Below are 20417 nucleotides of genomic sequence, written 5' to 3' on the forward strand. Positions count from 1 at the left end.
CGACCGCTTCTTGCTTAAACTCAGTAGTATAAAATCTATTTGTTCGTTTTTTCATTTAACACCTCAATAATTGGATTATATTCCATTATTAAAGTGTCCTGTTTGATTAAAGCAGATCACCTACTTTCCAAATCGATATCGCTTAAGGTTAGTCTGCATAGCTCACTAACACGAAATCCATGTAAAAAACACATTAAAAACATACAGTAATCTCTTTCTGGATATCGTCCTTCTTTTGCTTGCTTCAAAATAGAGTTGATCTCAAAACGTGTAAGAAACTTACGTTGCTTCATTTTCATAACCTTTTCAATGAGATAACAAGGAACAAAAGTCAATTGATACATAACTATAACAAGTAATAGGTATCAATAAAGAGTTGTGTTTTTTTTATGCTTGCGCTTTTACTTGTTAATTTTAAACAAATTTATTGAAAGTTTATTTATTTTTAGAAAATGAAAGTGATTGATTGACAAAGCGAAAAATGAGTATAGGTAGGAATTCGGCCATCTTTAGAGAAATAAACAGAATACACCAAATTGTTTTGTTAAAAATTTTCATCTCGAAATTAAACACATTTAGATAATCTGACTTTAAATATCAGAAAAAGAGTTTATAATTCTAAGTGCAATTACTATAATTTGTGAAAAAAGTAAAAAAATTTATTTCTAGATTTTAAACAAAGTAACTAATCATATTTGATTTTTGAAATAATGATAAATATCAATATGTTAAATAAATGATGATATGTGATGAACATTAAATTTGACTTAAGTGAGAAGCCAGAGAATAATAGTAAACAATTTGGTGTATTTTGTTTTGTTTCTAACGAAATTTAATTTCGTTTTGGACGGGCACAAGTATACCAAAATTAAAAAACTCAATAATGAGTCATTCAATTAGGAATAATTCAATCCTAATGAATTTATTATTTTTAATGTCTTCGTCCTTTATATTTTAGGAAACAAAAAGATGAAATTAAATAAATTAGCGTTAGTTCTTGGCTTAGGTTTATCTGTTGCTGCGGGTTCTGCATTTGCTGCTGACCAAGGTCACGGTACTGTTAAATTTGTTGGTTCAATTATTGATGCACCTTGTTCTATTCATCCTGATTCAGAAAATCAAACTGTTCCATTAGGTCAAATTTCTACTGCTGCATTAAAAGATGGTGGCCGTAGTAATTCTCGTGATTTCAAAATTTCTTTAGAAAATTGCACAACTGAAACTTATAAAACAGTTCAAACAACCTTCACTGGTTCAGAAGATGCAGACATTTTAGCAGGCTCTTTAGGTATTGAAGGTATCGCTAAAAATGCTGCTGTTGTTATCACTGATGCGGGTGGTAAACAAATCAAATTAGGTACACCAAGTGCAGCTCAAAACTTACGTGATGGTAATAATGACCTGAACTTCGCTGCTTACCTACAAGGTTCTGCTGCAGAAGCCGCTGTTCCAGGTGACTTCACTGCAATTGCAACTTTCGCACTGACTTATCAGTAAGAAAAAATAAGTTCTGTACATGGATGTACAGGGCTTTATTTCCTGTGTCTATTTTTAACGATTTTTTTCTTACGGAGAAAAATATGAATCGCAAGATGACACCACTATGGCTATGCCTTATTGCCAGCTTACTGACAACATCGGTAATAGCAAGTGATGTAAAACAAGATAAAAACATGCATCAGCGATTTGGGGTACTTAATCTTTCAGGCTCGATCTTAGAACCATCTTGCACGATTGCAGCAGGAAGTGGTGAACAAGTTATTCCACTGACAACGGTTTCTATTCCAATGCTAGTGACTGAAGGGCGAGGACCTATTGAGTATTTTTCTATCAGATTAACGGAATGTACGCTAATTGAACAAAAAGGTCAGGAAGCGGACAACCCTCGTTTTATTGCAACGTTTGAAGGACCTTCTAACGAAAATGGTAATTTTACGCTTTCTGGTGAAGCAAGAGGTGCATCATTAGCGATAGCTGATCGTTATGGTAGACAAGCTATTCCAGGGCAACCATTGCCCCCTGTTGGTATTGATTCGAAATCAATGGCGTTACTTTATCAAGCGCGAATAGTCAAAAATAACGAAATACCCAAAGCAGGGAATTACCGTACAACGCTGCGATTTAAGCTGGAATACTATTAAATGGATCGGGTTGGATAATTTATGGCGAGATCATTCAAAACCGTTGGTTTAGGGACGGAAAAAAAGAAAAAACAACATACTATTCGGCCTGTTGCTGTACTGATCTATTTAATCCTTACTGGGGCTTCCAGTATTTCAAGTTCAGCTTTAGCAAATAGTGATATTGAATTTAATGCCGATATTCTGGATCTAAAAGATAAGCAAAATATCGACTTATCAGATTTCTCTCGTGCGGGCTATATTATGCCTGGCCGATATGAGTTTGTTGTTCGTGTTAACAATAATGAACTCCCTGAACTTTATAACATTAATTATGTAGTGCCTGCCAATGATCCTAAAGGTAGTGAACCTTGCTTACCTCCAGAATTGATCCATCAAATAGGCCTTAAACCTGAATGGGCTGAAAAAGTTAAATATCAAGATAATGGAAGTTGTCTTGATATCTCTTCCATTCCTGGAATGACAGTAAATGCAAGTCTAGGAAGTGGCAATCTTATTCTGACTATTCCTCAAGCTTATCTTGAATATTCAGCACCAAACTGGGATCCACCTTCTCGTTGGGATCACGGTATCTCAGGAGTGCTTTTTGACTATAACGTCAATGCTAACGTGACAGATCCCGCTAAAGGAAAACAACGTCAACAAGTTACAGGTTTAGGAACCGTGGGCGCAAACCTAGGGGTTTGGCGTTTCCGTGCTGATTGGCAAGCAAGTTATCAGCATACAACGGGTCTTCCCGATAGCACTGAAAATAGTTGGAAATGGAACCAGCTTTATCTTTATAGAGCAATCACCCAATTAGGTGCTCGCCTTGTGATGGGGGAGACTTATTCACGCTCTGACATTTTCGATAACTTCCGTTTTACTGGGATTAATTTATCTACGGATGACAATATGCTACCGCCTAACTTAAGGGGGTATGCCCCTGAAGTAACGGGGGTCGCAAAAACGAATGCGAAGGTGACGATTAGCCAACAAGGTCGTGTGATCTATGAAACTCAGGTTGCTCCAGGGCCGTTTCGTATTCAGGACATTAATGATGCAGTGAGCGGCAAATTAGATGTACGTGTTGAAGAACAAGATGGATCTGTTCAAGAATTCCAAATGGATACTGCGAGTATTCCTTATTTAACACGTCCTGGCCGAGTGCAATATAAATTATCTGCAGGTAAACCGTCAGATATGAACCGTAATACCGAAGGCCCTATTTTTGGTATGGGTGAATTTTCGTGGGGTATTAGTAATGGTTGGTCACTTTATGGTGGTTCATTAGTCTCTGGCGATTATAACTCTGTTTCTGCTGGTATTGGTCGTGACTTAATGGCGTTGGGGGCCATCTCTTTTGATGCAACACATTCTTGGGCCAAAATTCCAAGTGATAACAAGCGCTATCACGGTGGTTCTTATCGCTTAAGTTACTCAAAACGTTTTGAACAAATAAATAGCCAAGTGACATTCGCAGGCTATCGATTCTCTGAACGTGATTTTATGAGTATGAACCAATATTTAGATCGCCGTTATCGTGATGGTGAAGAAGATAACAATAAAGAGCTTTATACCATTATGTTTAGTAAGCAGTTCCCTGAATGGGGATTAAGTGCTTACTTAAACTATAGCCATCAGACTTATTGGAATAAGCCTAATAATGATAACTATAACTTGTCATTAGCCAAAGCGATGGATATTGGTCGCTTTAAAAACATCAATCTCAGTCTGTCGGCGTTTCGTAATAAATTCAATGGCACCAATGATAATGGCATTTATATGAATGTCAGTATGCCTTGGAGCGATCGTGCAACCATTAGCTACAACACCGTGATTAACAAACACGGTAATTCACATAACGTCAGTTATTACGATCGTATTGATGACAATAGTAGCTATCGTGTTGGTGCTGGTTTAAGTAGTAACGGTAAACCATCTGCAGATGCCTATCTCATGCATTACGCTGATGCAGCATTAATCACTGCCAGTGCGAGCCATATAAATGATGAATACACATCAGCCACATTATCATTGCAAGGTGGGGCAACATTGACACCAAAAGGTGGGGCATTACACCGTACAAGTCGTACAGGTAGTACTCGTTTACTTATTGATACAGATGGTATTTCTGATGTACCAGTGAAGAGTATCGGTGCTATTACTCGTACCAATGCTTTTGGTAAAGCCATACTGCCTGATATTAATGATTATTACCGTAGTAGTGCCAGTATCGACCTTGATCAGATGCCTGATAACGCTGAAGCATTACGCTCAATTCAACAACTAACCCTAACAGAAGGCGCAATAGGCTACCGTCACTTTGATGTAGTGTCGGGACAAAAAGCCATGGCTATCATTCGTTTACAAGACGGAACTTATCCACCATTTGGTGCCAGTGTCACAACTGATAAAGGCCGAGAGCTCGGTATTGTCAATGATGGTGGAAATGTCTACCTGACAGGTATTAATAGTGGCGATGTGTTGAGTGTGCGTTGGAATGGACAAGCACAGTGCAAAGTTCAGATCCCGACATTAGTTGAAGGCATGTTTATATCTTCATTATTACTAACTTGTGGTGATGGTAATACCACACCATCAACAATCAATCAAAGAACCGAACCCTTACCTAAACCTCAATTGATCACAAAATAAGGTTAGGCAAAAGGGAAAGATAACAATAATTTCAGACAAAAAGAGTAATTTAAAATGATGTTATTAAAGCGCTTATTTGTTGTAACAACCACTTTATTGACTGGAATGATGTTTACTAGTCAAGCCATTGCCGCGATTGCTTTAGATAGAACGCGCGTCATTTTTAATGGCGCGGATAAATCAATTAGTTTAAATGTCAGTAATCAAAATAAAGAGCTGCCTTATTTAGCACAAGGTTGGATGGAAAATGAGAATGGTGAACGTATTGATTCTCCATTACTGGTTTTACCACCAATCCAACGTATTGAACCAGGCGATAAAAGCCAAGTAAAAGTGCAGTCATTGCCTGATATTGCCAAGTTACCACAAGATAGAGAAAGCGTTTTCTATTTTAACTTGCGTGAAATTCCACCTCGTAGTGATAAACCCAACGTGTTGCAAATTGCATTACAAACACGAATTAAGTTGTTTTATCGCCCAGCGGCTATTTATGCCACTCAAACAGATCTGACTCATCCTTGGCAAGAAAAAATCATCTTAACGAAAAAAGGTGATCGTTACGAAGTGAATAACCCAACACCTTACTACGTAACATTAGTTGATGGATTGACAGGGTTACAAGGGAAAAGTCTTGATGGTTTTCAGCCATTAATGATTGCGCCTAAAAGCACAGGCACGATAAACCTAAATGCTTCTGCATTTGGTGCGTCACCAGTATTAAGTTACATCAATGATTATGGTGGACGTCCACAGATGAAATTTAGCTGTAATGGCAATGAATGCAAAGTGACAGAAACATCAGCAGGATACTAAATAGGTCTATTTTATGAAAATGGAACAGCGGTTTAGCCCAAGCAAAGCAGTGTTGAGTTTTATTCTGGCAACATTTACTGGAGGCCTAAGTTTTACTGCTGTTGCGAATTTACCCGCTAGAACGGTGAAAGATGTTATTCCAGGAATTGTTTATATCAATATTACTGGGAATGTTATTGCCCCACCGCCTTGTTTGATCAATGACGGCAAAATGATTGAGGTAAATTTTGGCGAAGTGATGAGTACGCGTATTGATGGCGCAAATTATAAACAGCCAGTTCACTATACTGCGACGTGCCAAAAGATGCCGACAAATGCAATGAAGGTTTATATCACTGGCAGCGCAACTGGATTCGATTCAAATGCACTACAAACAGATATTACGGGATTAGGGGTGCGTATTTTATATCAAGGCCAATTATTAGATTTAGGCAAAGCGATTAATTTTACCTACCCTAATTTGCCTGATTTAGAAGCTATTCCTGTTCGTGATCAGAGTGCCACATTAAGTGGTGGCGATTTTGTCGCTAGTGGCACGTTGCATGTGGATTATCAGTAAGGGGCCAGAAAATGAATAAATTAAAATACATATGCCTGATTGCATTACTGAATTCTTACACTGTCATGGGTGCAGATACACCGAATATGAAATTATTTGGCACCTTATTAGTTCCACCTCCTTGTGTTATCAGCAATAACCAACTGATTGATGTCTATTTTGGACACAACGTGGGTATTCATAAAGTAGATGGTATTAATTACACCGAATCAGTGAATTATCAACTGGTCTGCGATCCAAATTTAAAAGGATGGGATTTAGGTCTTTCTATTATTGGACCTAAAACACAGTTTGATGAAGCTGCGCTACAAACCAATATTCCTGATTTAGGTATTCATCTCACACAAGATGGCCAGCCTTTTAAATTAAACGAACGCATTGCGATATCACCGGATAATCCTCCAGTGATCCAAGCTGTGCCGGTTAAAAGACCGGGTAGCACGCTACCTGAAGGTGCATTTGAAGTTTCAGCAACACTTCTTGCTGAATACCAATAGGAGCGTATTGATGAAAATGAAAAGATTATCGATCCCGTTCGTTTTGGGCTTTATCACATTTATGGGATTAACATCAACGGCGTTTTCTGCACCAGACAATATGTACTTTCACGGCATATTAGTTGATGAGCCTTGCACCATAAAACCTGGTGATGAAACCGTTGAATTAGATTTTGGCAATATTCCTGATAAAAATCTTTATGCATATCAAAGAACACCAAGCAAATTATTTCAAATTCGCTTATCTGAATGTGATCTCACGATTGGTAAAAGCGTCAAAATTACATTTAAAGGGGATGAAAACCAAGCCATGGCAGGGCAAGGCTTTTTAGCGATTAGCTCAAGTAGCCAAGCGGCAGGAATTGCGGTTGGATTGGAGTCTGAGAATGGAAATGCCTTACCTGTTAATAAAGAGACAGACAAACTTTCATTAAATGCGGATGACACTATTTTAAATTTTTATGCCTTTATTCAAGGGGAACCGGATGCGATTGCCAATCAATCCATTAAACGCGGTCCATTTAGTGCAATAGCCACATTCCATTTGAATTATGACTAATTATTAGGGTTGAGGTTTTCTATGTCTATATTAAAGCGATTTCCAGCTTTATGTATTGCAATAGGTTTGCTGTTTTCAGCACCGGCGATGGCATCTATTTTTTCTTATATAACACATTCCGAAGGTGAGCCTGCTCACGCCACATATACCTATGTTATTCAACGCTGGGACCCTGAAGACCCTTATACTCCCAACCCTTGTTATGGCTGGAGTAAATGCTGGATAACAATTAACCATAAGCATGATGCTAATGGCTCTCCAGGTTCGGCAGTAAGAAGTATTGTTCGCGTTGAAAAAGAACCTTATTTAGCGGGGGTTCGTGATGCCGTTATGAGAGTAGAGAGTTTTCCAATACAAGGAACGGCAAGACATGATGGTGATCCTCTGACCTCAAACCAAGAGTGTGTTGGGCTATTTTATGAATCTAAGGAAGGCTGCTGGTCTCCAAATGGACGTTTATTACCGGGATCATTATGTGGTATTGCACCGCCACCCGTTGGTGCCTGCAAAATAACAGAAGGAGCTGTAAACCTTAATTATGGCGATATTGACGAATTCAGTTTAGAAAATGCAGCACGAGCTCAAAATATTAATGTGACTTGCAACTTAGCAATGAAAGTTCTGGTTATCGCATCAGGCTCGGACAGTGGCCGAGTTCCATTACGACCTGATAATAGCCTTTATGCTGATTTATTTCTTGATGGTTATCCTGGTGAAAGAGGCTCTGTAATTGATGTTCCTAAAAACGGAACCATACCTGTAGAGGTTAAATCAATTTTACATACCAATGGTCGCGTTGCACCAGGCTATTTCTCTGGTTCAGGTTCAATTATTTTAACGATGCCTTAATCATGATAATGGGTGAATATTATGATGAATTACGATTTTACAGATATTGATGTTAATGCGTTAGTTGGAAAGCGAATTCAAAAAAAGCGTAAAGAATTGGGTTATACCGGTATGCAAATTGCTGAAAAAATTGGCGTAAGCCAACAGCAATTCTCTCGATATGAGCGCGGGATGAATAAGATAGATTTAAGCTATCTTGTTTTATTAGCTAGTTATTTAAATACACCTATTTATTGGTTTTTTGAAGATTGCTTTATACCAAAATCCTCATCAGAAAATCTGCGTGTTGATAAACGTAGCAGTATCATTGCTGAAGCGACACCCGATGTCTTTTTATACTAATACATACGACTAAATAAGATCCAAATTTTGGTGTTTTAGTGTGTATGTGTTTCTTTGATTGATTACCTAATTGGTAAGGCAAGGGAGACCTTGCCCTTTTTTTTTATATAAAAAGTATTAAATTGTGAGATGAATTTGAGCTGTTATTAAAGAGGGGAAGTATTACTTGTTTTCTTTTTTATCTTTAAAAAAATCAGCAATACTATTTTCAAATATTAACTTCACAATTTTAATCGTTCCTTTCTTAGATTATCGATTCTTCATTCTACGTATAGTTATACGTATAATATCTACTGTAAAATTACCTATTTATGTTACAAATAAACTAAGCTTTTAACCTATTTTGACCGTTTATTCGACATTGTTTTCTCTTTTATAGTAATTACAACCGTTACTATCAGGTTTATCAGAGTGTTTAATCGATTCTGGCTATTAATTTAAGATATTTTTAGTCGTAAAAGGTTAATAAATAATCACAATAATGTTAAAAAATGTTACCTTATGCACATTTTTTAATTTTAGATATTATAAATTAATTTTAATGTAAGTGATTTGTAATTGTGTGATTTATTTTTATCTTATTGTTTAATAAGTTAAAAAATATGTTATCTAATAATTTTATCATGATGTTTATCTTAAATAAGGCGGTTGTAAATAGGATTAACAGATAGTCATAACAAAAAGGGTTGTGTACTGTGCATTTTCTGTTTTTTTATAAAAAGGATAAATGATGCAAACAAAAAAACAGGGAGGCAGTCGCTTTCTACGCACAGTGGAATGGTTAGGAAACGCGCTACCCCATCCCGTTATTTTATTTATTATTTTAATTGCTATTTTACTTGTCTCTTCGGCGGTTGGTGAATATTTTGGTGTCACCGTACAAGATCCCCGACCAGAGGGCGCTAAAGGACGCGCTGAAGATGGCTATATTCATATTATTAGCTTGTTAGATGCCGATGGTATTCGCCGTATATTGGCCAATATTGTCACAAACTTTACGGGATTTGCTCCTTTAGGTACGGTGCTGGTGGCATTATTAGGTGTCGGTATTGCTGAACGTGCTGGTTTATTATCCGCAGTTATGCGTTTAGTGGTAATGAAAGCACCACGTAAAATGACTACTTTAGCCATTGTGTTCGCAGGTATAATGTCGAATACCGCTGCTGAATTAGGGTATGTAGTATTAATACCGTTATCAGCAATTATCTTCCATTCATTAGGACGACATCCTCTAGCGGGTCTTGCGGCTGCATTTGCTGGGGTTTCTGGTGGTTACTCTGCTAACTTGCTCTTAGGTACGATAGATCCATTACTATCGGGCATTACACAGCAAGCGGCACGTATCATCGATCCAACTTATATCGTGGGTGCTGAAGCAAACTGGTACTTTATGTTTGTCAGTACATTCCTGATCACTTTCTTAGGTTACTTCATCACCGAAAAAATCGTTGAACCTCAATTGGGTCCATATAACGGTAATGAACTTGATGAAGAAGAAAATGATTTAAGGAATGCGGCTGAAGTTACGTCGTTAGAAAAGAAAGCATTATGGGCTGCAACGGGTACATTTATTGTTATGTGCGTGATTTTGGCGCTAACTGTTGTTCCTGAAAATGGCATATTGAGAAACCAAGAAACAGGGCTAATTGGTAATTCTCCTTTCTTAAAATCTATTGTTGTCTTTATTTTCTTATTCTTTGCAATTCCGGGTATTGTTTACGGTTGGGTTGCTAAGACAATGAGAACAGATAAAGATATTGTTGATGCCATGGCGAATTCGATGAGTACGCTTGGGCTTTATTTAGTCATTATTTTCTTTGCTGCCCAATTTGTTGCTTTCTTTGGTTGGACAAATATTGGCCAGGTTATTGCTGTTAAAGGTGCCGCATTACTTAACAGTATTGATATGCCAAGTGGTTTGTTGTTTTTAGGGTTCATTTTAATCTGTGCCTTCATTAATTTAATGATAGGTTCTGCATCGGCACAATGGGCGGTAACAGCACCTATCTTTGTACCAATGCTAATGCTTGCAGGTTATGCACCAGAAACAATCCAAGCAGCATATCGAATTGGAGATTCTGTTACTAATATCATTACCCCTATGATGAGTTATTTTGGTTTGATATTAGCGGTTGCTACAAAATATAAGAAAGATACGGGTATTGGTACTATGATTTCTATGATGTTGCCATATTCTGTTATTTTCTTAATTGGCTGGTCACTCTTATTCTACTTATGGGTATTTGTATTCCATTTACCAGTAGGACCTGGCTCACCAATCTATTACACACCAACAGCAGGTTAATTCTTCGCTATAACAGAAGCTTATACAGAGATGTATAAGCTTTTTTCTTTTTACTTTTTATTTTTTATCCATTTCTTTTTTATGATTTGCCAATTTCTCAGTTAATTGGTTGGCATAATCTGCATGTAAAAACTGAGTATCTAAACCTGCTTGTTGTAATTTTAATTCAAGCAATACTAAACGCTTTTGCAGCGATTCATGCTCTTCTCCTGTTTCACTCAGCGTACTTAGAATTTCGGCTAGAGATAATGCTTCTTTTCTATCTTGCATTTCAGGAGGTAAGAAACCCGCATTTTTTAATAAATGATAGCTTGCTCTAAGTGACTCAGGTACATGACTATTATCATCAAGGATCAGAGGTTTACCTTCACCTTTAAGTGATGATAGCTCACCTTTTTGTAGTGCTTGTTCAATGTGGCGTTCAGCCCATTCATCAATAATTGACATTCTAAACCTCGTTATTTTGAGATTATTTTAAGCAGAAAAGATCACACATGCTCAATTTATCTTGATCAAATTATATGATTTGATATTATATTTTTATATTATATAAAAATATATATTAACTAAGGGATATCTAATGAGTAAGTACAAAGAAATAGTAACAGACATTGCAAATAACATGGGAGCATTGTCTCAAAATATTCCAGAAGTGATGAAAGCTTTTATGAGTACCACAAAAGCAGGGGGCAAAGAAGGAGCATTAGATTCAAAAACAAAAGAATTGATCGCGATTGCAATTGCTGTTGCCAATCGTTGTGATGGTTGTATTGGGTTCCATACTAAAACTTTAGTCGAACTCGGTACAACAGAACAAGAACTTGCAGAAGCATTGGGCGTTGCTATTTATATGGGTGGTGGCCCTTCAGTTATGTATGCCGCCAACACTATGGGTGCTTTTAAAGAATTTAGTAAATAAGATTTTTATCATTATATAACTAAAATAAAATAGTCATAAGGCCAGAATAAGTTCATTCTGGCCTTTTTATTTCTTATAGCTTGTTTATTTTTTGTTTAAGTTAAAAGTAGTGAAATAAAAATATCTATTATTAAAAATAGATTAATAATAAATTAAAAAATGATGAATTAAAGCAATCAACTCTATCAGTATATATATGTTTTGTTTTATAAATTGTAATTATCTCAATGTGTTGTGTGTCATTATTGCTGTGTTTTAGTTAATTATAAATTAATGAATAATAATTGAATTTTTTATAATATAACCATTCTAACTAATTAGTTTTTGTAAGGTGAGTTTTCTATTTTAATGAGGAATGTATGAGCGTCAGTTTTATAGAAAGATATAAATGGTTTCTACTTTTTATTTTTATATTATTAACTTATTTCATTCCTTTAGAAACGCGGCTATTGTGGCAACCAGATGAAATTCGTTATGCCGAAATTAGCAGGGAAATGCTGACATCAGGTAATTGGTCTGTGCCTTATTTGCTCGATATTCGCTATTTTGAAAAACCGGTTTTAGGGTATTGGCTAAACAGTATTGCACAATGGTTATTTGGAGGTGGTCATTTCTCCGTTCGCATTGTTGTTGTCACCTCAACGTTATTAACCAGCCTATTTGTTTATCGAGCTGCTTTGTTAGTTTGGCATAATCAATCTCTGGCATTTAATGCATTAGTGGTATTTTTATCTTCTTTTCTTGTGTTGTCTATTGGCACTTATAATATCCTTGATCCTATAGTGACTATGTTTGTTACTATGGCAATGTATTATTTTTTAAGCGGATTATTGACAACAGATAAAAAATCAAAAATTTATGCGTCCTTTTTAGTCGGTATTTTTTGCGGTTTAGGTTTTTTAACTAAAGGATTTATTGCAGTTGTTTTGCCCACATTAGTCTTTATGATTACAGCAATTAGCTTATCTCGTTTTAAAGAAGTCCTTTGTTATGCGCCAATAGCGCTTATCTCTATGTTTATTATTGCAGGTCCATGGGTAATTTCAGTTGCACTTCAAGCCCCAGATTATTGGCATTACTTTTTTTGGATTGAACATGTACAGCGTTTTATAGCAAAAGGATCAGCAAGATCACAACCTATGTGGTTTTACTTACCTATTATTGTTCTCGGAATTTTACCTTGGTTAGGATTTCTATTCGGTACACTTAAATCTGCGCTTTTTTTGAAAAAAGGCACTCTCTATTTTTCATTTTGGCTATTTATCTTTTTTGCGTTCTTTTCAGCCTCTAGTGGTAAGTTATTAACTTATATGTTGCCTTGTTTTGTTCCGTTATCCATTTTGATTGCGAGTTACATGGAAGAATTGAAAAATAACCCAAATGAAAAAATTCATACTATTAACGCAATAATAAATACAGCCTTTGGAATAACAGGTGTTTCTATTATTATTTATTCTCTTTATTCATCTCGATTTACACTATATGAAGTAGATGAACAGCATAAAGTGATGCTGGCGATAGGGGGATTTTTTATATGGAGTCTGATGGGAATTGCTTCATTCTTTAAATCAACACGTTTGCTAACTTTATTTTGTTCTGTTGGATTAAGTCTTGCTATTGGATATGCGATCCCACATAAAATTGAAAGTAAAAGCACTCCTGAAAAAGCAATTAATCATTATTATAGTGAACTAGCAAATAAGCCTTATATTTTAGCTGATGAAGTCGGTATTGGAACGTCACTAGCATGGGGATTGAAACGTACAGATATTCGTTTAACTGAAACGAGAGGAGAGCTTGCCTATGGTTTAGCATATCCTGATGTGCAAAATAAATATTATGATCTTAAGCAACTGGTTAACTTAATTGAAAAGAATAACTATCAAGGTATTGCAATTGTTTTGGTCAGACCTGAGCGCAAAGACATATTATCCGTTATAAGCCAATTAAAGATAAAACCTATTGTAGAAAAACAGGGTGATCTAACATTTGTTTTCTTTAACTGACTGATTTTTAAATCTATTTATATGTTTTAAATAGGGAGCTAAAATGTCATTCAAGTTTTGTCATGACTTAGATTTGATTTTTTGTGTTGTTTTTATGTGATCTAAGTTAAAAAATAGATTTTGTTGATGAATTTATTTTGCTCTTTTTCGTTTTAATGGTAGGTTTAGATTGTGTCCATTAAATCGGAGTTAGCTAAGCAATATATGACAAGTCACTTTACTTTATCAGAACCCCCGCCCAAACAAAATGTACTTATGAATGGGGGTAATTTATGCTGATTTTCCTAGCTGAATGTTTTATCGGTCTAGCATCAATTGCTCTTACTCACCGTGTATTAACGTTGTACGGTACTAAAAAGAAGTGATGGCTCCCCGCTAGCTAAAATAAGTAATCAATGATTACTTATAATGTAAAGTCCTATATCCAACATGATGTAGGACTTTTTCGTTATATTAACATATTATTGAAAATAGCCTTCAATGAGTTTTATTTTTTCAATATCCAGAGTATTGGTATATTGATGTAATAATGCCCAAGCTTGAATATAATCATATTTAGCTTTAATTAAATCTTGTTGAGCACGATATAATAATTCTTCAGCATTAAGAACATCCACCATGGTTCGTTGCCCGCCAATATAGCTTTTTTGAGTTGCATCTAATTGTAATTTAGCGGAGGAGACAGACTGTTCATATGCATTCAATTTTATATTACTGGTCGTACAAATTTGATATTGATGACGTAACTCTTGTGTAATTTGCTGAATAGTAGCATCCCTTTCAAAAGCACTCATCTGATACATCGCGGTAGATTGACGCATTGATGCTGTCGTTTTTCCGCCATTAAATAAAGGTAAACTGACATAAAATCCAATATTGGCAGATTGGTATTTCTGATTTACCGTATTATTACTATCGGAATCACTATTAGAATAAGAAGCATAGAGTTGTACTGTTGGAAAAAATTCACCTCTGTTTTTTTCTACTTCTTGTTTCGCTATTGCCATTTCATAGCGTGCAGTTTGAATATTGAGGTTATTTTGCATCACTTCCATTTCCCAATCTTCATAATTGCTGGGGGTGATGGATTGTAATATAAATTTTTTGCTATTTAATTTTGCAATATGCTCATTATAAGGAAGTGGAGAACCAATCATTGAGCTTAGTTTATTTTTGGCATTTTCTAGTTCAAGTTGAATATCTGTGTATTGAGACTGAGTTAAATATAATCGCGTTTGGATTTCTGAAATATCTGTTTTTGTTCCTTCACCTAACTCAAATAAACGTTGGCTAGACGTAAGCTGTTTTTTATAAATTTCTTGCTGAGAAAGATTTAATAATAATTTATCTTGGGCATAGGCTAATTCAATATAATGATCAACCAACCTAATTACAAGTTCAGAGAATTTTACTTGAAAACGGCTATCTGATAGTAACGTTTGTATAACTGATGATTTGTAGTCACTAAAAGCAGTGTAATCAAATAGAGGTTGGCTAATAATCGCACTGACAGAGTGACTTTGGTAATTTTGATATTCTGTTCTCTGTAATTCTCCTTGGCTAGTATTAATTGGATAAACTTTACGTTGCCAATTTCGTGGATTATTTTGGTAATTAACATGAACACTAGGAAGTAACTGGGATAATCCAATGTTTTCATACTCTTTGCCTGCAACTTGTTCATTGATTGCAGCATTAAAAGTAGGATCATTTTTTACAGCTAAAAAATAGAGATCAGACAATGTGATAGCAAAAGTATGAAAACTGAACATCCATATCAATATAATAGTAGAAAGTTTTTTTATTAGCATAATTACTCTTCCGTTAAAGAAGTATGAACTCTATCTAATACAGGTTTAAAGAGATAATTGAGTAATGAACGATCGCCTGTATTAATAAACACATCAACGGGCATACCAGCCTTTAATTTATTTTTATTATCAGCAAGAAGTGTATTATCTTTTACATTAATAAACACTTGATAATAGGGTTCTGTTGTTCTGTCATCAATAAGTCTGTCTGCTGAAATTAAAGTAACTTCACCCGGAATTTTAGGTGTTGTATTTTGATTAAAAGCACTGAACATTAAATCAACAGGAAGTCCAGGAGTTACTTTGTCAATTAAATGAGGAGCTAAACGAGCCTCAATAATTAATTGATGATCTTGAGGAACAACTTCCATCAATGTTTGTCCTGTTCTAACAACACCGCCTTGTGTAAAAACAGATAAATCCATTACTGTTCCTGAAATAGGGGCAGTAATTTGCATTTTGGCCAGTTTATCCAATTCAATAATAAGTTGTTTTTCAGTTTCACTTATTTGTAATTGAATTTGATTAAGCTCAGTACGTGCTGATTGATAAAAGTTAGCATTACGTTGTAATATCTTCTGTTCATACTCTAGTTTTTGTTTTTCTAAGGTACTAATTTGTCCTAAAGTATCATTAAGATGGTTATTATTTTCAGCAAGTTCACGCTCAACCTCTTGATAACGATGACGGGGAATATAGCCTTCAGTAGCAAGAGTGCGTAAATCTTTTATTTGATTCTGCAAACTATTAATTTGATTTTGTTTGTTTAGTATTGATCTTTTTAGATGAATTAAACGATTAGAAATGCCATCAATAATGGCGTTATAACCATTTATTTCACTATGCAACTCAATATATTTTTCATTAAGTAATCTATTTTGTAATTGTAAGTGTTTATTTAAGCTCTCTGATGGTGAATAGTATTTTTCGGTAGAGTCTAAAATAAACTCTGTTTTTTCATTGAGTTGAGCATAAAGGCGTTGTTGAGTTATAAGTAAATTGTCATATTGATCTGATAGGGATTTTACTAAGGCTTTTGATTGAATGGGACTTAATTGAATAAGTGTTTGGCCTTCAGTCACACTATCCCCATTCTTCACTAAAATATCCGTGATAATGCCTTCCACGGATGCTTGAACACTTTTTTTGTTGCCTGAAATGGAAACATTACCTGTGGTGGAAACCCCTTTATCTAAAGGTGCAAATGCAGCCCAAAAAATAAAGACAACTAAGCCTAAAAGAATAACAGACCATCCTATTATTAAGAATTTTTTAGGATCATCGGAAATATTTTTGACTATATTAATTTCATTTTTCTCTGTGATCATTATTATTTTCTCAATATTAAGAATTACTTTGAGTAATAGGTGTATTTGATGGTGTTTGGGTGTTTTTTATTATTGATGAGTTATTTAATTCAGCAATAACGGCGGTTGTGGAACCAAATAATTTAGTGTGTCCATCAAAAAGAACTAGGAGTTTATTGGTCACTGAAAGCAATTGCTTTTGATGAGTAATTAAAATAACTGTTTTTTTATTTTTCTTGAGTATTTGAATTGCTTGTATTAATGCTTTAATACCCAAATCATCTAAATTAGAGTTAGGTTCATCTAAAACGACTAATGTAGGATTGCCATATAATGCGCGAGCTAATGCAATACGTTGTCGTTGCCCTCCAGATAATCCTTCACCATGAGCACCAATAAGAGTTTCGTATCCATCAGGAAAACGTAAAATCATTTCATGAACATTGGCCATTGTTGCAGCCTGAATAACTTTTTGTGAGTCTATTTCTGAAAATCGGGCAATATTCTCAGCGATAGTGCCTGGAAAAAGAGCAATTTCTTGAGGTAGATATCCAATATATTGTCCTACTTCATTTTTATTCCATTGATATATATCTGCATTATCAAGGCGAATTGAACCTGTTTTAACTTCCCATATACCAACAATAAATTTAGCTAAGGAAGATTTACCTGAAGCACTAGGACCGATAATTCCTAACACATCACCAGGGACTAGTGAGAAATGTATATTATTTAATAATACTTGTTCAGTTTGGGGATATTGTGCCTGATTAATGTTAACTGTTAATTCACCTTTAGGTGAGGGTAATGCCATTTTTTTATTTTCTTCAGGGTAGGTTTTTAGTAATGTCGTCAATCTTTTATAGGCTTCTTTACTACTGTCCCAGTTTTTCCATACACCAATAACTTGTTCAATCGGTGCTAAAGCACGACCTAATAATATTGATCCTGCAATCATCATTCCTGGGCTAATTGTATTGTCTATTGCAAGCCAGCCACCTAATCCTAGCATTAAGGATTGCAATGCCATGCGAGTGACTTTCGTTATTGCATTAACTCCCGCTGCGTTATCACTTGCCTGAGTTTGTGCTTGTAGATATTTAAAGTGGGTAATTTGCCATTGTGTTCTTAAATAATTTAACATTCCCATTGCTTCAATGGGTTGTGGATGTTCGAAATGATGGCCTTGTATGACTTGTGCTTGATTAGCAAATTCATTAGCTTTTTTTAATGATGTTCTAGACAAGTATTCATTAAGAATAGCTAATGAAAATAAAATGAGCGCACCACATAATGCAAATAATCCTAACCAAGGATTAAATAAAGCAATAACAAGAAGGTAAATAGGAAACCAAGGTAAATCAAAAAAGGCAAAAATAGCATGGCTTGTAATAAATTGACGAATTGTGACTAAATCATTAAAAGCTAAAGAAGAATTAATACCTGGTGTTTTATTTAATCTAGCTTGATATGCAGCGGTATAAATACGCGAATTAAGTGATAAATCAAGCTTGTTACTCATCCTAATTACAATGATACTTCTTAAATATTCTAGTCCACCCATAAAAATAAAGAGAGCTAACATAATAAGTGTTAGCATCAATAATGTCATTTCATTACCAGAAGGTAATACACGGTCATACACTTGCAACATATAGATTGAAGGAACTAGCATTAAAATATTTATTAGTGCTGTAAATATTCCAATGGAAAGAAATACTTTTTTTCTCTCTTTTATAATACTGGTTATTTCATTGTTATGTTTGCTTTCTGGCATAATATTATTCCTGATTTTATTTTTATCTATTTGTTTATACTTGTGATTTTTTATCTATACGCATGATAATTTATATTTATTTTTTTTTAAAAATATAAAAATAACTCCATGTAAGTAAAAAGAGGGCAGGAGAATACTATTTCTCCTACCCAATAAATCACGACTTAAACAATAAAATCAGTTTCGTAATTAACAAATCCTACAATATCAATTTTGAAATCAGCGCTAGAGTCATAACCATAAGCATTAATAGCGAGTTCACTTGAGTTTGTTGATTGATCATATTTAATGGTTGCCTCACCTGAGCGACCTGTAAAATTATCAACAAAATTAAGGAATTTATGACTGAAGGTATTTTCGATTAGCTCTGATAGATCAATCTTATCAATGCCTGATTTGAAATCCATAATCTTGTCCGCGGCTGAGACTAGAGAGTCGGAGATTTCTTTATAAACAAAGGTATTGCTACCTGTACCGCCCCATAATGTATCTTGGCCACCGCCACCATACAGTATGTCGTTACCACCACCACCGATGAGAATATTATCAGCATCATTTCCATAGATAATATCATTACCAGAGCCACCGATTGCGTTTTCTATTGTAACGCCTTGGGCAATAGAAACGTTTTTCTGTAGTCCGCCAACATCAGAGAAATGACCCTCACGTAAATCAATCACTTGATCTTGATAATATCCTGAGAAGTCAAATGTATCGTTACCACCACTGTCCCAAACGGAGAATATTAATTTATCGTTACTGCTTGTTGCAGTGTAATAATCAATACCTGTATTTGAGTTGAAGCCGTAAACATCATCACCTGTTCTGGTTGTTGTATTTGCACCATAGAGGTATTGCATTGCTGAAATATCATGAAGTAAAGGAGCACCCGCATAAGCACCTTGGAAGTGTGCACCAGTTTCATATTCATCCCAATAACTCATTACAGTATATTGGCGACTATCTTCAGCATAATCAGATTTTAAATAACCCGGTACGTTTTCTCCTGCGTTATAGTCTCCAGGATGCATTAAACCAAGTGCATGACCAATTTCATGAATAATAGTTAAGCGACCATAATTGCCTAATTCAGGCGTTGTATTACCCGCATAATAATAATCACTAAACCAAGCTTGGCCTGAAACATCACGCCCATAATAATCATAGGTATTTGGTAATGTTGCATAAGCTTGGAACTTGCCATATGGATCAGTAATGTTCCCAAAAGTAATGTCTGATTTTACATTTGGCCCTACTTCTGTAAATTTAATATTTGCGATATCAGACCATGCATCTAAAGATTGTCTTGCATGTTCTTTCTGTGTTGAATTAAATCCATAGGGATTTTTATCACCAAAGTCATTAAATTTTTTACCAGCCCAAGTTGGGAACGAATACGTTACTTCTGCCGCTTGTCCAATAACATATTTCCCATTCCATGTGGAATTTTCGCGTGCGATATGTTTTCCTGCGGTATCATAATCAAAAGAAGGTAGAGTCTTAGCTGAGAAATTATAAAAAATTCCACTCTTATCTAATAAATCAGAAACATTAGATAATCCTACTGCTTTTTTTAATAAAGAAGAACCCATAATATCCTCCGGATATCAAGTTTAGGTTAAGTTTATTTTCATATTGAAAATAGTTTAATTATCTGGCGAGTACCAGCGATAATAAAGATAGCTATTTATTGATATTAATCTAGAGGGGGAAAATATGTTTTTAAATAATTGTGAAGTGAGATGTGTTTTAAGTCAGAATAATTTAATGAAGTAAATAGATCATGGGTTATTTTATCTTTAGGTATTTTTTATAATGTTATTATATGATTACGTCATGATTTTATCATATTATATATTCCATTTTGTTATTATAAGGCTTAAGTTTTTTAAACC

The 20417-nt window shown here is 35.0% G+C and carries 17 protein-coding genes and 1 pseudogene; 12 read left to right on the forward strand and 6 right to left on the reverse strand.

Annotation, left to right across the window (positions count from 1 at the left end; genetic code table 11):
- Nucleotides 1-119 precede the first annotated feature (119 nt).
- Nucleotides 120-293, reverse strand: a pseudogene (mrpI, locus tag DK866_RS14045) (phase variation DNA invertase MrpI); the annotation flags it as partial.
- Nucleotides 294-969: 676 nt separating this feature from the next.
- Between mrpI and mrpA the strand changes: the two are divergent.
- The 10 genes from mrpA to DK866_RS14095 all read left to right on the forward strand — a co-directional run bounded on the left by mrpA (nt 970) and on the right by DK866_RS14095 (nt 10702).
- Complete coding sequence (mrpA, locus tag DK866_RS14050) at nt 970-1497, forward strand: MR/P fimbria major subunit MrpA (RefSeq protein WP_109409403.1); 528 nt, start codon at nt 970-972, stop codon at nt 1495-1497.
- 95 nt (nt 1498-1592) lie between these two features.
- On the forward strand, nt 1593-2141 hold the full coding sequence (locus DK866_RS14055) for a fimbrial protein (RefSeq protein WP_162557010.1): 549 nt from the start codon (nt 1593-1595) through the stop codon (nt 2139-2141).
- A 21-nt stretch (nt 2142-2162) separates the two neighbouring features.
- On the forward strand, nt 2163-4778 hold the full coding sequence (locus DK866_RS14060; RefSeq protein ID WP_109409405.1) for an outer membrane usher protein: 2616 nt from the start codon (nt 2163-2165) through the stop codon (nt 4776-4778).
- A gap of 54 nt (nt 4779-4832) precedes the next feature.
- Entirely contained in the window at nt 4833-5591 is a 759-nt protein-coding gene (locus DK866_RS14065) for a fimbria/pilus periplasmic chaperone (RefSeq protein WP_036932679.1), read from the forward strand.
- A gap of 13 nt (nt 5592-5604) precedes the next feature.
- Nucleotides 5605-6150, forward strand: a complete 546-nt coding sequence (locus DK866_RS14070) for a fimbrial protein (RefSeq protein WP_109409406.1) — start codon at nt 5605-5607, stop codon at nt 6148-6150.
- 11 nt (nt 6151-6161) lie between these two features.
- Complete coding sequence (locus DK866_RS14075; protein WP_109409407.1) at nt 6162-6647, forward strand: fimbrial protein; 486 nt, start codon at nt 6162-6164, stop codon at nt 6645-6647.
- A gap of 10 nt (nt 6648-6657) precedes the next feature.
- The gene (locus DK866_RS14080; RefSeq protein WP_109409408.1) at nt 6658-7206 is read left to right on the forward strand and encodes a fimbrial protein; all 549 of its coding nucleotides are present in this window, start codon (nt 6658-6660) and stop codon (nt 7204-7206) included.
- A gap of 21 nt (nt 7207-7227) precedes the next feature.
- Entirely contained in the window at nt 7228-8055 is an 828-nt protein-coding gene (locus DK866_RS14085) for an adhesin (RefSeq protein ID WP_109409409.1), read from the forward strand.
- 21 nt (nt 8056-8076) lie between these two features.
- On the forward strand, nt 8077-8397 hold the full coding sequence (locus DK866_RS14090) for a helix-turn-helix domain-containing protein (protein WP_109409410.1): 321 nt from the start codon (nt 8077-8079) through the stop codon (nt 8395-8397).
- A 730-nt stretch (nt 8398-9127) separates the two neighbouring features.
- Nucleotides 9128-10702, forward strand: coding sequence for an AbgT family transporter (locus DK866_RS14095; RefSeq protein WP_109409411.1), 1575 nt, complete (start codon nt 9128-9130; stop codon nt 10700-10702).
- Between the two features lie 57 nt (nt 10703-10759).
- Here DK866_RS14095 and DK866_RS14100 read toward each other — a convergent pair whose 3' ends face one another.
- Nucleotides 10760-11149, reverse strand: a complete 390-nt coding sequence (locus DK866_RS14100; RefSeq protein WP_109409412.1) for a DUF1992 domain-containing protein — start codon at nt 11147-11149, stop codon at nt 10760-10762.
- Nucleotides 11150-11282: 133 nt separating this feature from the next.
- Between DK866_RS14100 and DK866_RS14105 the strand changes: the two genes are divergently transcribed.
- Both DK866_RS14105 and arnT read left to right on the forward strand, forming a co-directional pair.
- Complete coding sequence (locus DK866_RS14105; RefSeq protein ID WP_109409413.1) at nt 11283-11621, forward strand: carboxymuconolactone decarboxylase family protein; 339 nt, start codon at nt 11283-11285, stop codon at nt 11619-11621.
- A 359-nt stretch (nt 11622-11980) separates the two neighbouring features.
- A complete protein-coding gene (arnT, locus tag DK866_RS14110) occupies nt 11981-13627 on the forward strand; it encodes a lipid IV(A) 4-amino-4-deoxy-L-arabinosyltransferase (protein WP_109409414.1) in 1647 nt (548 codons plus the stop codon).
- A gap of 461 nt (nt 13628-14088) precedes the next feature.
- Here the strand turns inward: arnT and DK866_RS14115 are convergent, their stop codons facing one another.
- The 4 genes from DK866_RS14115 to DK866_RS14130 all read right to left on the reverse strand — a co-directional run bounded on the left by DK866_RS14115 (nt 14089) and on the right by DK866_RS14130 (nt 20114).
- On the reverse strand, nt 14089-15438 hold the full coding sequence (locus tag DK866_RS14115; RefSeq protein WP_244179710.1) for a TolC family outer membrane protein: 1350 nt from the start codon (nt 15436-15438) through the stop codon (nt 14089-14091).
- 2 nt (nt 15439-15440) lie between these two features.
- Nucleotides 15441-16766 (reverse strand): HlyD family type I secretion periplasmic adaptor subunit, encoded by a 1326-nt coding sequence (locus tag DK866_RS14120; RefSeq protein WP_109409416.1) that lies wholly within the window; start codon nt 16764-16766, stop codon nt 15441-15443.
- Nucleotides 16767-16782: 16 nt separating this feature from the next.
- Nucleotides 16783-18522, reverse strand: a complete 1740-nt coding sequence (locus tag DK866_RS14125) for a type I secretion system permease/ATPase (RefSeq protein ID WP_109409417.1) — start codon at nt 18520-18522, stop codon at nt 16783-16785.
- Nucleotides 18523-18686: 164 nt separating this feature from the next.
- Complete coding sequence (locus DK866_RS14130) at nt 18687-20114, reverse strand: serralysin family metalloprotease (RefSeq protein ID WP_109409418.1); 1428 nt, start codon at nt 20112-20114, stop codon at nt 18687-18689.
- Nucleotides 20115-20417 lie beyond the last annotated feature (303 nt).

The organism is Proteus genomosp. 4 str. ATCC 51469 (assembly GCF_003144375.1).
Lineage (GTDB): Bacteria > Pseudomonadota > Gammaproteobacteria > Enterobacterales > Enterobacteriaceae > Proteus.

What these genes read in the sequence shown, in the direction of transcription:
- mrpA (WP_109409403.1), top strand. Translation starts at nt 970, where the DNA reads ATGAAATTAAATAAATTAGCGTTAGTTCTTGGCTTAGGTTTATCTGTT.
- DK866_RS14055 (WP_162557010.1), top strand. Translation starts at nt 1,593, where the DNA reads ATGACACCACTATGGCTATGCCTTATTGCCAGCTTACTGACAACATCG.
- DK866_RS14060 (WP_109409405.1), top strand. Translation starts at nt 2,163, where the DNA reads ATGGCGAGATCATTCAAAACCGTTGGTTTAGGGACGGAAAAAAAGAAA.
- DK866_RS14065 (WP_036932679.1), top strand. Translation starts at nt 4,833, where the DNA reads ATGATGTTATTAAAGCGCTTATTTGTTGTAACAACCACTTTATTGACT.
- DK866_RS14070 (WP_109409406.1), top strand. Translation starts at nt 5,605, where the DNA reads ATGAAAATGGAACAGCGGTTTAGCCCAAGCAAAGCAGTGTTGAGTTTT.
- DK866_RS14075 (WP_109409407.1), top strand. Translation starts at nt 6,162, where the DNA reads ATGAATAAATTAAAATACATATGCCTGATTGCATTACTGAATTCTTAC.
- DK866_RS14080 (WP_109409408.1), top strand. Translation starts at nt 6,658, where the DNA reads ATGAAAATGAAAAGATTATCGATCCCGTTCGTTTTGGGCTTTATCACA.
- DK866_RS14085 (WP_109409409.1), top strand. Translation starts at nt 7,228, where the DNA reads ATGTCTATATTAAAGCGATTTCCAGCTTTATGTATTGCAATAGGTTTG.
- DK866_RS14090 (WP_109409410.1), top strand. Translation starts at nt 8,077, where the DNA reads ATGATGAATTACGATTTTACAGATATTGATGTTAATGCGTTAGTTGGA.
- DK866_RS14095 (WP_109409411.1), top strand. Translation starts at nt 9,128, where the DNA reads ATGCAAACAAAAAAACAGGGAGGCAGTCGCTTTCTACGCACAGTGGAA.
- DK866_RS14100 (WP_109409412.1), bottom strand. Translation starts at nt 11,149, where the DNA reads ATGTCAATTATTGATGAATGGGCTGAACGCCACATTGAACAAGCACTA.
- DK866_RS14105 (WP_109409413.1), top strand. Translation starts at nt 11,283, where the DNA reads ATGAGTAAGTACAAAGAAATAGTAACAGACATTGCAAATAACATGGGA.
- arnT (WP_109409414.1), top strand. Translation starts at nt 11,981, where the DNA reads ATGAGCGTCAGTTTTATAGAAAGATATAAATGGTTTCTACTTTTTATT.
- DK866_RS14115 (WP_244179710.1), bottom strand. Translation starts at nt 15,438, where the DNA reads ATGCTAATAAAAAAACTTTCTACTATTATATTGATATGGATGTTCAGT.
- DK866_RS14120 (WP_109409416.1), bottom strand. Translation starts at nt 16,766, where the DNA reads ATGATCACAGAGAAAAATGAAATTAATATAGTCAAAAATATTTCCGAT.
- DK866_RS14125 (WP_109409417.1), bottom strand. Translation starts at nt 18,522, where the DNA reads ATGCCAGAAAGCAAACATAACAATGAAATAACCAGTATTATAAAAGAG.
- DK866_RS14130 (WP_109409418.1), bottom strand. Translation starts at nt 20,114, where the DNA reads ATGGGTTCTTCTTTATTAAAAAAAGCAGTAGGATTATCTAATGTTTCT.